Annotated in this window: 13 protein-coding genes; 11 read left to right on the forward strand and 2 right to left on the reverse strand. The window is 50.1% G+C overall.

Features of this window, described 5'->3' with window-relative positions:
• Positions 1-4 precede the first annotated feature (4 nt).
• Positions 5-409 (reverse strand): FixH family protein, encoded by a 405-nt coding sequence (locus tag JNUCC32_RS08295; protein WP_096774040.1) that lies wholly within the window; start codon positions 407-409, stop codon positions 5-7.
• A gap of 364 nt (positions 410-773) precedes the next feature.
• Between JNUCC32_RS08295 and JNUCC32_RS08300 the strand changes: the two genes are divergently transcribed.
• The 9 genes from JNUCC32_RS08300 (at position 774) to JNUCC32_RS08340 (ending at position 11119) form a co-directional block, all read left to right on the forward strand.
• Positions 774-1202 (forward strand): disulfide oxidoreductase, encoded by a 429-nt coding sequence (locus tag JNUCC32_RS08300; RefSeq protein WP_176502411.1) that lies wholly within the window; start codon positions 774-776, stop codon positions 1200-1202.
• A 343-nt stretch (positions 1203-1545) separates the two neighbouring features.
• On the forward strand, positions 1546-2901 hold the full coding sequence (locus tag JNUCC32_RS08305) for a cytochrome ubiquinol oxidase subunit I (protein ID WP_192571632.1): 1356 nt from the start codon (positions 1546-1548) through the stop codon (positions 2899-2901).
• A 6-nt stretch (positions 2902-2907) separates the two neighbouring features.
• Positions 2908-3924 carry a cytochrome d ubiquinol oxidase subunit II gene (locus JNUCC32_RS08310; protein ID WP_009592515.1) on the forward strand — a complete coding sequence of 339 codons (1017 nt, stop codon included), beginning with the start codon at positions 2908-2910 and terminating at the stop codon, positions 3922-3924.
• 54 nt (positions 3925-3978) lie between these two features.
• Complete coding sequence (gene cydD / locus JNUCC32_RS08315) at positions 3979-5799, forward strand: thiol reductant ABC exporter subunit CydD (protein ID WP_192571633.1); 1821 nt, start codon at positions 3979-3981, stop codon at positions 5797-5799.
• Entirely contained in the window at positions 5796-7517 is a 1722-nt protein-coding gene (gene cydC / locus JNUCC32_RS08320) for a thiol reductant ABC exporter subunit CydC (RefSeq protein WP_192571634.1), read from the forward strand. The genes cydD and cydC overlap by 4 nt, the downstream gene beginning before the upstream one ends.
• A 436-nt stretch (positions 7518-7953) precedes the next feature.
• A complete protein-coding gene (locus JNUCC32_RS08325; RefSeq protein WP_192571635.1) occupies positions 7954-8847 on the forward strand; it encodes a class I SAM-dependent methyltransferase in 894 nt (297 codons plus the stop codon).
• Between the two features lie 129 nt (positions 8848-8976).
• Positions 8977-9486 (forward strand): GNAT family N-acetyltransferase, encoded by a 510-nt coding sequence (locus JNUCC32_RS08330; protein ID WP_192571636.1) that lies wholly within the window; start codon positions 8977-8979, stop codon positions 9484-9486.
• Positions 9487-9651: 165 nt separating this feature from the next.
• On the forward strand, positions 9652-10068 hold the full coding sequence (locus JNUCC32_RS08335; protein ID WP_036660759.1) for a VOC family protein: 417 nt from the start codon (positions 9652-9654) through the stop codon (positions 10066-10068).
• A 169-nt stretch (positions 10069-10237) separates the two neighbouring features.
• Positions 10238-11119: an ADP-ribosylglycohydrolase family protein gene (locus JNUCC32_RS08340; RefSeq protein ID WP_192571637.1), complete on the forward strand. Its 882-nt coding sequence runs from the start codon at positions 10238-10240 to the stop codon at positions 11117-11119.
• On the opposite strand, the gene JNUCC32_RS08345 is transcribed toward JNUCC32_RS08340, so the two are convergent.
• The gene (locus tag JNUCC32_RS08345) at positions 11114-11998 is read right to left on the reverse strand and encodes an aminoglycoside phosphotransferase family protein (RefSeq protein WP_192571638.1); all 885 of its coding nucleotides are present in this window, start codon (positions 11996-11998) and stop codon (positions 11114-11116) included. The genes JNUCC32_RS08340 and JNUCC32_RS08345 overlap by 6 nt on opposite strands.
• A gap of 374 nt (positions 11999-12372) precedes the next feature.
• Here JNUCC32_RS08345 and JNUCC32_RS08350 point away from each other — a divergent pair, with 374 nt between their 5' ends.
• Both JNUCC32_RS08350 and JNUCC32_RS08355 read left to right on the forward strand, forming a co-directional pair.
• Positions 12373-13623 carry an MFS transporter gene (locus tag JNUCC32_RS08350; RefSeq protein WP_192571639.1) on the forward strand — a complete coding sequence of 417 codons (1251 nt, stop codon included), beginning with the start codon at positions 12373-12375 and terminating at the stop codon, positions 13621-13623.
• Between the two features lie 173 nt (positions 13624-13796).
• Complete coding sequence (locus JNUCC32_RS08355) at positions 13797-14156, forward strand: DUF4181 domain-containing protein (protein ID WP_192571640.1); 360 nt, start codon at positions 13797-13799, stop codon at positions 14154-14156.
• The last annotated feature ends 41 nt before the right edge of the window (positions 14157-14197 follow it).

Consider the following 14197-nt stretch of genomic DNA (forward strand, 5'->3'; position numbering starts at 1 on the left):
GGGCTCAGCGAACTTTGAACAACGTCCTTACTTCGACATGGCGATCTTCCCAACGTAGAACGGCTTCGGCTTCCCAGAGGCCTTGCATCACAGGGATTGCCGTCGCGCTGTAAACGCCTGGCTTGGATTCGACGACCTCTGCGGGGAACACGCCGCAAAACATATCCGGCATCGCGATGTGAAGTTCAATGTCAGCATCGGTAATCGGCTTCTCGGGAAGCTCGGTCACGAAGAGCTCAAAAACGGTTTCCTGCATGGGTTCAGCAGCAGACGAAACGGTTTGTATTTCCATACGCAGCTGTCCATCGGTATAAAGATCCTCCGTTGGAGTACGATCCTGAACCTGTCGAAACATCAGGATGGCCGCGATCGTGCAGATCAGCAGAGCTATCCCCCATCTGGTCTTCATTCTATCCCTTCCTTCACCTGAAAGCATAGGTTTCCCTCATAGGTATGTAACAAAAGCTCAGAACATGCAAAGTGGGTATTCATCAATGGAGTGTACAAACCAAAAAAGATTTTGTCCCTATCAGCGGCAAAATCTTTTTTTATTCGCTGGTTTACTTGATACGTTAACATGATGTGTCCATTCGCAGAACAAGCTGGCCAGAGCAGCTTATAGCCCAAAGGAGCCATTTTATTATATTTATAATTAAGCGAAAATGAGAAATGTCATCAGCTCGAAGGAAGTGTGGGACCGAGTCGCTGACCATAAGATACATCCATTTCGATATGATGTCGAAACAACAATAGAAGGGACGAAGTTTGAAACCATGAACAAAACCGGAGTCTGGTTGTTTTTTGCATGGACGGTCGCCACAGTGGCCACTAGCGGAAGTTTGTTTCTAAGTGAAGTTTGGCATTTTACGCCTTGCGTCTTATGCTGGTACCAAAGGATTTTCATGTATCCGTTAGTCATTGTGCTGGGAATCGCAGCGTACCGGCAAAAGACAGATATCGTCCCGTACATCCTGCCACTGGTTCTCATTGGGGGAGGGATATCGACTTACCATATCGTCATCCAAAAACTTCCGCACGATCTGAGCGCGGCGGCATGCGGGCCGGTGTCCTGTAAGGACGACTACTTGAATTGGTTCGGTTGGTTGACCATCCCGATGCTGGCACTCGCAGCATTTATACTCATAACCTTTGCATTGTTACAGGCTAAGCGCTCGCAGAAACAAGAAGCCGCTCAAGCATGAATTTGTAACATCAACAGGTGGATGGTTATCCGTCATCACAAAAAGAATTGTAGTTGTAAGAACCCCGTTTCTTGACCCGCTCATGGGCTAGAAATGGGGTTCTTTTTCGATAATTTACCACTGCCGCGAATACCATGTATCGTCTGACAATGCAATGGCTCGAACGAGTGGTTTTCTTGTTTTTCACCGAGATGTCAGAAAGATTCGATCCTTTCATGAACGGAGCGCTGATGTGATTCAATTGTGATCATGCTTCGTTATAATAGCCTTTGAATATCGGGTAAGTATAGGTTAGGGTCTGACCCGATTCGAATGAATTGCGTTTGAAAGGAGACATTCTGGCATGGTCGTAGATACGGTGCTGTGGAGCAGATGGTTAACAGGGTTAACCTTGGCATTTCATGTCATATTCGCCACGGTCGGCGTCGGTGTTCCATTAATGATTGCAATTGCCGAATTCGTCGGCATACGAAAGAAGGATGCGCACTACATTCTGATGGCCAAGAGATGGACGAGAGGATTTGTCATTTCCGTGGCCGTCGGCGTTGTAACCGGAACGGCGATTGCCCTGCAGCTGGCATTGGTATGGCCGAACTTTATGCAGTTGGCAGGAAACGTGATCGCTCTTCCATTATTCATGGAGGTTTTTGCTTTCTTTTTTGAAGCCATTTTCCTCGGCATTTATTTGTACACGTGGGATCGCTTCCGCAATCCGTATGTTCACTGGCTGCTAACGTTACCCATTGTAGCTGGCGCAAGCATGTCCGCTTTTTTTATCACGTCGGTGAACGGTTTTATGAATCAGCCTGAAGGCTTTGTGATGGAAGCCGGTCACTTTACGGCGGTTAATCCGCTGCAGGCGATGTTTAATGCGGCAACGCCCTCCAAGGTGTTCCATGTATTATCCTCAGCCTACTTGACGGGGGCAGCCCTGCTGGCGGGCATTGCGGCTTATATTATCCTCAGAAAAGGAGCGTCGGCGTATTACAAAAAAGCGTTGAAGCTGATGATGGGCGCGGTGCTGGTCTTCAGTATGCTGACCACTATTGCCGGCGATATGTCCGCAAAGTTTTTGGCGGAGCATCAACCGGAGAAGCTGGCGGCCGCAGAGTGGCATTTTGAAACGGAACGCGGCGCGGATTTGATCCTGTTGGGATGGCTGAACGCCGAGCAGAAGGTCATGGGGGCTCTTCACATTCCGAAGGCGCTCAGCTTCCTGGCCTTTGGCGACTTTAATGCCGAGGTGAAGGGGCTGGAGGAGTTTCCGCTCGATGAGCGCCCTCCGCTGCTCGTGCATTATTTGTTTGATATGATGGCCGGCATCGGCTTTGTGATGCTCGGCGTTGCGTTCTTGTATTTCTTGTTCGTGATGTGGAAGAAACGGAACGAGCTCAACAAGTGGCTGCTTCGGGCCATCGTTCTTAGCGCGCCGCTGGCGTTCTTAGGGGTAGAGCTGGGCTGGTTCTATGCCGAAGTCGGTAGACAGCCGTGGATTATCCGCGGATACATGCGGGTTGAGGAAGCTGCCACCTCCTCGCCGAATGTGAGGGTTCTCTTTTTCCTTTTCCTCCTTCTGTATATCGTGCTGGGCGTCATGTGTATTTTTGTGCTGCGGCGCTTATTCCGTAACAAGCCGGCAGAAGCCGAGCTTGAAGAACTGTCCAAAGAGAAGCAAATTCATTCCATGGAAAAAGGGTGAGCCGTTATGATCAGTTACGAGTTGATAGGCATTTCCGTGCTTTGGCTGTTTTTGTACGGCTATTTGATCGTGGCCTCCATCGATTACGGCGCCGGATTTTTTGCCTTCTATGCCCGCTTGACGAAGCAGGACCATCTGCTCAATCGTTTGATCTCTCGTTATTTGTCGCCGGTCTGGGAGATCACGAACGTGTTCTTTGTCTTTTTCTTCGTTGGCATCGTCGGGTTCTTTCCCGATACGGCCTATTATTATGGTTCTGCGCTGCTTGTGCCGGGAAGCATCGCCGTCATTTTGCTGGCCATTCGAGGGTCCTTTTACGCATTTGAGAACTATGGCTCCAAAGAAAACATCGTGTATCTGTTTTTATACGGGGCCACGGGATTGCTGATCCCGGCATCGTTGTCGGTGGCACTGACCCTTTCCGAGGGCGGCTTTATCGTGGAGGAAGGCGGGGCCGTTTCTTTAGAGTACTTGTCGCTGATGACAAGCCCGTTGTCGTGGAGCATCGTCGCATTGGCCATTGTATCGGTGCTGTTTATCAGTGGTTCGTTCCTGTCTTATTACGCTTCCCGGGCGGACGACCAGCCTGCGCTCAAGCTGATGCGGACTTATGCCCTGTTCTGGAGCATGCCAACCATCATTGCCGCGCTAACGGCATTCATTTATCTCTCTCAGCATAATGAGCGGCATTTTCAAAACATGATGGACTTATGGTGGCTGCTGGCGCTTTCCGTTGGTTTTTTCATGATATCCGTATGGCTTCTGTACAGCGGGCGGCGCTACGGACTAGCCTTTATTTGCGTGATGCTTCAGTTTTTCTGTGCCTTTTTTGCTTACGGCATCGGACAATATCCGTATATTCTGGATCCGTATATCACCATTCAAAGCGGTGCCACGCACGAGTCGATGGGCGTTGCGCTGGTGATCGCCTTTATCGGCGGACTGTGTCTGCTGATTCCGTCCCTTATCCTGGTCTTCAGGCTATTCTTGTTTGATGCGGATTATGTAAAAGGCAAAAAATAAACTGATGCGTTGTGAAATCACATACAGAGGTCGGCATGAAGGAGGGACGTCATCATGAAGAAAAAAACGGGACTGATCTCCCAGCAAATGTCCGCGCAAAGAAGACCCCTTGTTCTCATGGGTGGCGTGTCGCTTGCGCTCGGTGCCGCTATCGTGGGCCAGGCCGTGCTGCTCGCAGAATCGGTGGAGAAGATATTTGTGCAGCGTGCTTCGTTATCGTCGGTTGCCGTCATTCTTGTTATTCTGCTGGGCGTCATGGCTGCGCGTACGCTGCTGTCGTATGGCAATGGACGAATCGGTTTGCAGATGGCTGCCCGGGCCAAAACGGATATGCGAGCGGCCGTGCTGCGAAAGCTGACCAAGGCTTCCATGCCGATGGCGCTTCGCGGGCAAACAGGCGGAAAGGTGAGCGTGGCGCTGGATGCCGTGGATGAGGCGGACAGTTATTTCAGCCAGTATGTGCCGCGAATGATGGAAGCTGCCATCATTCCTATTCTGATCTTGGCCGTAGTATTTACGCAGCATATGAATTCCGGGTTCATTATGCTGGTTACCGCTCCCTTTATTCCGATATTCATGGTTTTGGTGGGGCTCAAAACGAAGAACAAATCGGAGGAGAAATTCGCGCAGTTGGCTGAATTTTCCGGCACATTTCTCGACTCTCTGCAAGGACTCGTTTCATTGAAGCTCTTCGGCCGTGCTCGCCATCATCAGCAGGACATCGAACGCAGCAGCCTGGGGTACCGGGATGCGACGATGGACATTTTGCGAATTGCGTTCACCAATACCTTCATGCTGGAATCCATCGTCATGCTGGGCATTGGCATCGTTGCGCTTGAGCTGGCGCTTCAGCTCCTGGTCTTCAAATCGCTTTCCTTCCACACCGCCTTTTTGATCCTGCTGCTGGTACCCGAGTTTTACAGTTTGTTAAAAAACACGGGAACCGCCTTTCACGGGGGCCGCACCAGTATGGGGGCGATCCGTAAGGTGGAAGAGATGCTTGAGGAAACGCAAGATGAAGAAGCGTTAAGCACTCGACGTGAGGGTGCTGATCATAGGGATGGAACAGGCGAGTTAGATTGGACGATTGCGTTGGACAAGCCAGGGACAGCCGGTGGGGGGTTCATTCAAATGCCCCCGTCCATCGAGCTGAGGGATGTCCGGTTTCAGTATGCGCCGGATTCCTTCGAGCTTGCGGTGGGTTCCATATCGTTTGAACCAGGAGAGCATATTGCGATTGTCGGTAAAAGCGGGTCCGGCAAAACAACCTTGCTGCATCTCGTGGCCGGGCTGCTGAAGCCGGTATCAGGTGAAGTGCTGGTGAACGGAAGGGCGCTTAATTCAGACGATGAGGCTTCATGGTTTGATCATGTCAGCTACATTACCCAGCATCCCTATATCTTTGCCGGCACGTTTGCCGAGAATATTGCGATTGGCGCGGGCAGGGACGTCTCTAGGACTGACGTCGAGCAGGCGGCGGAAGCTGCCGGACTTGCCGCGGTTGCGGCCGAGCTCGAGCATGGCTATGACACCTTCGTCGGCGAAGGGGGCAGGGGGTTGTCAGGCGGCGAGAAGCAGCGGCTTGCGCTGGCGCGCGCTTTTTTGAAGCGGCCTGCCGTCATTTTGTTTGATGAGCCCACGGTGGGATTGGATCTCCACACCGAACGCGTGCTGCAGCTGTCCATTGCCGAGCTTGCAAGCCAAGCGACCATGATTACCGTTGCGCACCGCTTGTATACGATAAAAGATGCCGACAAGATCCTGTTTATGGACAACGGAGCCCTGCTTGGATGCGGGCGCCATGAAGAGCTTCTTGCTCGGCTGCCGCAATACGCCGAAATGGTGGATGCCCATCGGAAAGGGAGGTTCGCATGAAAGAGCTGGCAATTCTAACAAAAGCGATGATTGAGGAACGCAAGGATATTGCCATGGCCATCATCGGCGGATTCATAGCCGGCATCGCAGGAGTATGTCTCTTTTCACTTAGCGGATACCTCATTTCGCAGACGGTTTTTGCCCCGCCGCTCTATACCTTGATCGTGCTGACGTCTCTGGTGAAAATCCTGGGTCTGCTGCGGGCCGGCAGCCGCTATGCAGAACGTTTGTATTCCCATCGGGCAACGTTTTCTCTGCTCAGCCGTTTGCGCACGTCTTTTTTTGCCAAGCTTGTTCCGTTAACGCCAGGGATACTGGGCAAGAAGCGGAGCGGTGAGCTGCTCGCGCGGATCGTCGGGGATGTAGAAAGCCTGCAGCATTATTTTTTGCGCGTTGCTTATCCCCCTATCATCGTGGTCATGGTGTTTTTGGCGACGGTGTTGTTTACTTCCGCTTTCTCGATCTGGATTGCCTGTTTGTTTGTGGCGGGGATGCTGGGAACGGCTTTTGTGGTTCCAGCGCTGGTATTGCTTGGACAGAGAAGAATTCATGGTCGCGTTCGCCGGCAGCGGGCGGCATTTTCCACGGAAGTGACCGAACTGCTCTACGGGTTCCGTGATTTAAAAGTATATGGGCAGCTGAAGCAGCGAGAGGAGCTGCTGCAGCATGCCTCGGCAGTTTTATCAGCGGAGCAGCAGTCATCTGCCGTGCACCTGCTGCGAGGGCAATCGCTGCATACTTTTGTGACGTATCTCATTTCTTGGGGCGTGCTCATTCTCGGAGCTTATCTGATCATGGACGGCTCCCTTGCCGGCGTGTTTCTCGCCATGCTGGTCATGGCTTCGCTTACGGTGTTCGAAGAGGCGGCGCCAATGGCCACGCTGCCGGCTTATAAGCAGGACAGCGAGCACGCGGCCAAGCGGCTCGCCGAAATCGTTCATGCTGCCGATGTGATGGCGCCGCAGCCGAGCGGCATGCTATCCGTCAATCAAGCCGTTTCGGTGGAGCTGCGCAGGGTTACGTTCCAATATGAAGATGAATGGCGTCCTGCACTCCAAAACGTATCCCTCCATTTTCCCGCTGGTTCCAAAACGGCCATTGTCGGGCCGAGCGGGTCAGGGAAAACAACGATCGTCGAATTGCTGCTCAAGCTGCGCATACCGACAAAAGGCGAGATTCGTTTGCATGATGTTTCGATTCAGGAATTGGATGAAGCGAGCATTTGGGAAGCGTCGAATGTAGTGCTGCAGCACAGTCATTTCTTCCGCGGAACCATTCGAGACAACCTCCTGCTGGATGCCGAACATCACGACGATCATGAGTTGTCCGCTATACTGGATAAAGTCCAACTGCCGAATCAATCTCTGGACGCTGCGGTAGATGAGAAGGGCGAGAACTTGTCCGACGGAGAAAAGCAACGGCTGGCCTTGGCGCGAGCCATGCTTCGGAAAAGGCGTTTGTGGCTTTTGGACGAACCGACGTCTTCATTGGATTACATCACCGAGCAGCGCGTTTTCAGACAATTGCTGGAGCAAGCGCAGGATGATACGCTTATTCTCATATGTCATCGGCTGACCGGCTTGGAAGAAATGGACCGGATCGTGGTCATGGATCAAGGCAGGATCTTGGAAGCAGGCACGTATTCGCAGCTGATGGAGCAAAAGGGCTACTTCTATGAAATGAAACAAATTGAGCGGCAAATGATAAGCGAAGCCTGATCTTGCCATTGATGAGCCGGGTGAATTTCTACCTTCGCGTCACCGACATGTAAGGCTAGCAAAGTACAACAACGCAAGATCCCTAAGTAAATTTCAGAAGCACAGCCGATTTTCCTCCGGAGGAAGATCGGCTGTATAACTTTAACGGAGATATTGATTTCAGACGATTGGTGGAATAGGCGAGCATTTTTTATGAGCGGCTATGTTTTAAGCTATGTTGCCAGCGGCAGTGTGCCAACCGCAGATTAATCAAAAAAGGGCATTGCAAATGGGGAATGAATCATATATTATGGATAACGTAGATCCGTAATTAACTTTTGTCAGTATGCTGAAACGGGAAGTAATATACTTTTCGTGCGCGACAATTATGGATATGTAATATCCATAACTGTAATACCATGCACCATAAACCATAACGGAAAGCGAGAGGGATGTCTTGAACGATTTTTTTAATGAAGCCATATGGGAACAAGCTTGGAAGGAACATGGCGACAGCGTCATCAACAAAATGAAAAAAGCCGGAATCGAACCGGCCCGAGCATTTGATCATAAGGCCCGGACTTTCAATGAGCAATCATTTAATGAAGAAGGGAGAAAAAGGACTTCGCGCATCATGAACTGGCTTGAAGGGCAAGGCGTTCGATTCGATAATGCCTCCGTTCTGGATATCGGGGCCGCTTCGGGCGTGTTTTCGGTTCCGTTTGCGGAGCGCGGGGCTGATGTAACGGCCGTGGAGTCTTCGCAGCCCTTGATCGATCTGCTGAAAGAGAATATAACAAATTTTCCACAGGATCAGGTGAAGATCGTTCCCGAACGTTTTGAAGATATTGACGTACAGGCCAAAGGGTGGAGCCAGGCGTTCGATCTCGTTTTTCTCTCGATGTGCCCGGTCATCGTGGATTGGCAGAGCGTAGAGAAGGTACTGCAATGCGCCCGGGAGTTTTGTTATATCAGTATGCCCGCAGGTTCCACCGAGATCAGCCTGATGAATGAAATCCGGCCGCTCATCACCGATCAGCCTTACCGATCGAAACATATGGAATTCGGGTATTTGCTTCACCTGCTATACCTCAAAGGATATTCCTACGAGTCCCTTGTAACGCGGGAAACGAAAACGACGGAAGTCTCAAGCGAAGCTGCGCTGCAGGAAATCATGAACTGGCTTCGCGGTCATGGTCAAGCCCCAGATGATCAGAAGCGTAAATTGATAACGGATTATTTAGAGCAAGCTTATCCGTCCGGCAACGTCACGATCCGGCAGAGTGGGCGTTACGGCAAGGTATTGGTTCGATTGCAGGATGAAAGCATGTACTCGGGAGAACGGACTTAAGGTATCTTCCTGATGAGTATTACGATAACAATCTTTCCCGGCTCAACCAACCGTTCTTGAACCTGCCGGGGATCGGATGATATGGTAGTAGTGCGTGAACCAACGATCCGGGAGAGGCGTGAAGATGTCATGAAAATGAAATTTACACAAGTGAAAACGGTGGAAGAAATCGCAGAGGTTGCCAGACTGGCGGCAGAAATTTGGCGCGAATATTACGTATCCATCATTTCTATGGAGCAGATCGAATATATGATCGGCAAATATCAAGCTGTCCCGGCGATTACGGATCAGATCCGGAATCAGGACTACGAATATTACTTGATCCATTCGGCTGACTCCTCCACCGTCGGTTATATGTCGGTCAGACAAGAAGAGGACAAGCTCTTCCTGAGCAAGTTTTACATTAGCAAGGAGCAACGCGGACGCGGCTATGCCAGTCAAGCGATGGTGTTCCTGGAAGAGCTGTGTAAGAACCGAAGCTTGAGCCATATTTGGCTGACGGTCAATCGACATAATGAATCCAGCATCGCCGTATATGAGAAAAAAGGCTATCGGACCGTGAGGGAACAAATCGCGGATATCGGGAATGGATTCGTGATGGACGATTATATAATGGAAAAGGAAATTTCGGTTTCATAAAGTGCACGGCTTAATATCCATGCTGAAAAAAACGATGCAACCCAAGCCCATTCGCTTGGGTTGCTTTTATAAAGGGGATGGCTAGCCTGATTTTCAAGATAGCAATCCATAAGAAACCCATTCTTGGTTGTTTTGCTATGATTGAAAAAAAGGAGTTGATTGAGGATGACAGTCAAACTTACCCCTTATTTAAATATGGAAGGGAATGCAAGGGAAGCTATCCGCTTCTATGAACAAGCTTTAGATGCCGAAGTCCTTTCCATCATTACTTACGGAGACATGCCGGAAATGCCGAACACATACACGGATGCATTAAATCAGCTTGTCGCACATGCGAAGCTGCGGATTGGCGAAGCTGAACTCATGTTCTCGGATGCACCGACCGGCACCTCGATTCCGAAAGGCAAACAGGTCACCATCTGCATTTCAACGAATAGCGTGGAGACATCCAAACGATTTTTTGAAGCCTTGGAGCAAGAGGGTCAAGTGAATATGCCGTTCGAGGAAGCCCCTTTTAGCCCAGGCTTTGGCGATGTAACCGATAAATTCGGCGTGACCTTCCAGATTTATACTGAGGATTAATGCCTTTTCATGAAGTGCGAAACTGACTTTAAGTACTAAACCTAGTCCGTTACCAAGGCTGGGTTTACTGCTTTTTACAGAGTATCGCTTGTGTGGGATGACATCCGCCTCTATAACTTTGATATAATGCTGCGAGTGGTTTTACACGGACAGAATGTGAGGTGTTTGCATGGACAACAAATATTTCGATCGCATCAAGGGCGGACTATACGGGGTGGCCGTGGGCGACGCTTTGGGCGGGACGACAGAGTTTATGAGTACGCGGGAGATCGAAGCACAGTACGGTTATTTGACGGAAATCATCGGCGGCGGGGTCTGGAATCTGGAACCGGGAGAAGTGACCGACGATACGATGATGACGCTTTGCGTCGCGGCAGGCATTATCGAGAATCCTGCAGAGCCGATGGAAGCGATCGGGCGTTTCTTTATGGAATGGTATCAATCGCGTCCCAAAGACATCGGGAATATCATCCGTCATGTTTTTCAAACCTACGAAGGGGATTGGCTCGAAGCGGCTTTTGTTGCGCATATGGATATGGGGCAAAGCGGGGGGAATGGATCCCTCATGCGCTGCCTGCCGGCGGCACTGGCCTATAAGGATCCGGCGGACATGGAACGAGTGACGATTCTGCAGTCGAGGATGACGCATTACGATCCAAGGTGCGCCGATGCCTGCCTCATGTACAACCGAATCGCGTGGCGCCTTTTGCAGGGTGAAAACTTAAGGGCTGCCGTCATGGCCGAGGTGGCGGGAAGCGAATACGAACACTTGATTGAAGCCGAGCCCGATTGTCCGGCAAGCGGTTTTGTGGTGCATACCTTCCGCTGGGTACTGCATATTTTGCTCAACACATCAGATTTTGCAGGAGTCGTACAGAAGGCGGCCAATTTAGGGAATGATTCCGATACGATCGGCGCCATCGCCGGCGGGCTGGCGGGTATTTACTACGGGTATGAAGGCATACCAGCCCGATATGCGGAAGCGATTCTCATTAAAGATCGGCTCGACAGGACGGTTTCGCAGCTGTATGAGTTGAAAACATCATCATAAACCGTGCTTTTTATAGTCTCGGATAATGACATCCATCACGTGCTTCCCCCAATTCGAGGCTTCGGAGCCATGCTCGTTCCAAGCGAAGGTGATGAGTGCTTTCCACAAGGCCCATCCTCGTGCGCGATGAACGGTGTTATCATCAAAATTCATGCGGTTTAGGAAAATCCGGCGACTGTCGTCGTCAAAAAAGTTCCATGCCATCACGAGGTCGCTTGAAGGATCGCCGACACCCATCGTCCCGAAGTCGATAACGCCGCACAGCCGTCCATCCTTTACGAGCAGATTGCCTACCGCCACATCGCCGTGCAGCCACATCGGTGCGGATTGATATTTTGTCGTAAGGGAGAGTTCCCAAATTTCCGTTAAAAGCACTTGATCGTATTCGTCGGAAAGCGTTTCGATGATGGATCTGGTCTCATTGTCGTAGACGGCAAGGTTTCCTCCGCGATGAAAATTTTGGGTGCCCGCCGGTACGCCGCCGCTTGCGTCGATCGCCTCCAGCTCCTTCAAAAATGCAGCGAGGTCTTCGGCAAATTCGTTAACATCCGAAATGTTGGCATGCGTTACGGTTTCGCCTTCAATCCAGCGATTGATCGACCATGGAAGAGGATACTCTTCCGTTGGCTCTCCTTTTGCAACCGGAGCCGGAATGGGCAAGGACAAATGGGGTTTGAAGACAGGGAGCCATGTCAGCTCTTTCTCGACAGCTGAAGCGTAGCGTTCGTGACTTGGCAGACGAACGGTCATATCGTTACCCAGCCGATAGGTGCGATTATCGTGTCCGCTTTTTTCCACTGGGTTGATAGTTAAATCCTTCCATTGGGGGAATTGACTATGGATTAACCGGCGTACAAGTTCGGTGGTAATTTCAAACATACGCTCAACGCCTCCTAGGGTGAATTTTTATAAAAGTCAACAGTTGGTTTATTCAATACACACCGTTTCAGATTCTGGATTTCGTTGGCATCCATTCACCGAAGCTGCCGATTGATGCAAGCAAGCTTACGGAGTTTATTCAACGAGCTGGCGTGGTACCATCATTATAATTCCCGATTCCGAACGGGTACAAGGGAGAGAATGGGTATAAAAAAAGCTGTAATTGAACTTAATTTAGCGGAACTACATAAGTAAAAATTCAGTCTTAAGTAGGAGGTGAACGATGATGCGGTCCGTATAATTAGATCATGAAAGGAGAGTCATTCCATTACACAAGAAATGCATTTTCATTGACAAATTGGAGGTAGAAAAGATTGACTAGGCACGATAAAAGCACCCAAGCACCAAGCCTGCTTCGCAATCGGTTCCTGCAGACGATTTTATTATCTAGCGTGCTCCTGCAGATCGGGATCTGGGTTCGTAATTTTGCTATTCTCCTGTACGTTGCGGATCGAACGAATAATGATCCATATGCGATTTCGTTAATCAGCGTAGCAGAATTCGCTCCTATTTTTGTTTTTTCGTTCATCGGAGGTACATTTGCCGACCGCTGGCGGCCTAAGCGAACAATGATCTGGTGCGACTTGTTATCCGCGGTATCGGTATTCGTTGTCCTTCTGACCATACATTACGGTTCTTGGCATTCCGTCTACCTCGTTGCGTTTATCTCGGCTATCCTTTCACAATTCTCGCAGCCGTCAAGCATGCGTTTGTTTAAGTATCATGTGGCAGAAGAACAACTGCAGCAAGGGATGGCTTTATTCCAATCGTTGATGGCCATCTTCATGGTGCTCGGCCCTATGCTTGGCACCTTCGTTTACAGCACGTTCGGCCTTGAAACATCGATTGCGATCATGGGCGCGGTATTTCTGCTGTCCGCACTCGTCCTTGTTCGTCTGCCGGAGGATAATATGAAGCCGCAGACCATCGCGGCTAAAGGCCAGTTCCGTAGAGATTTCGTTGAGGGCTTCCGCTATGTGTGGCAAAGCCAGGTGCTGCGAATGCTTGGACTCGCGTTTGTTCTCGCGGGACTTGCGGTTGGCGTAGCTCAAGCCCTCAACCTGTTTATCGTAACCGAGCGGCTGGGCAGGAGCGAGGAGTTCCTGCAATATCTGCTGATGGTGAATGGTGCAGCCATGCTGATCGGCGGCGGGATCGTAGCCGTCTTTGCGAAGCGGGTACCGCCGCAATTACTTCTTGCCATAGGCATGCTGTCAGGCGCCGTCTGCACGACAATTGTCGGGTATTCGACGAGCATTCCGCTGACACTGACCGTTCAATTTCTAAATGGACTCGTGTTCCCTTGCATTCATATCGGGATCAGCACGATGATTCTGAAATGGTCCAATGCTTCCATCGTCGGACGGGTGAACGGGGTTTTGAATCCGATGTTCGTTGGCATGATGGTCATTTCGATGTCTTTCGCCGGCGCGTTAAAGGATGCCTTCTCACTGAGCACGATCTATAGCGGGGCAGGACTATTATTTCTTCTTGGCTCACTGGTCATGGTGCCGATCATGAATCAAAAAGCGCCGGATCACGGACATCTTGCACAACAAACCTAAGCTTTAACATTTTCATGCGGAAGAACCGGCCAGGATCATGGCCGGTTTTTTTTGACATCTGGTGTTCAGCATTACAAATCAAACTTATTCCATAATCATGTAATTGTGGAAAACCTATCATGAAGATGTTAAGCTGATAATGACTGCTACTTTTTGAAAGGGGGACCTCAAGAATGTTCCTCATGACAATCATATTGTATGTAATCATCTTCATTTGCGGGTATGTTTGGATCAAAAAAAAGCTGAAGGTATCCTCGTCAGACGGACTGCTGTATAAGCATATCAATCGATTTCATTTAATTGGAGAGCTCATCCTTGTAGTCGCTGCCCTCATTGCCATTTTCGTTATGAGATATGTATTGGAATGGAGAGTATGGGCTCATCAGGATATTATTCTTGTTGTTGCTATTCTGCATGCGTTCCGTTCCCTTGTAGAAAGACGCTATATGAAGGATACCAAACAACATTTCCTCAGTGCTTATGCAAGTGTTAGCGGTTTGCTGCTCTTTCTTGGCCTGGAGCTATTTGCATAACAAGACAAGAAGAACGGAATCCGCTAAGCTGCTAAGTTCGC

Origin of the sequence: Paenibacillus sp. JNUCC32 (assembly GCF_014863545.1) — a bacterium.
Classification (GTDB): Bacteria; Bacillota; Bacilli; order Paenibacillales; family Paenibacillaceae; genus Paenibacillus_AQ; species Paenibacillus_AQ lautus_A.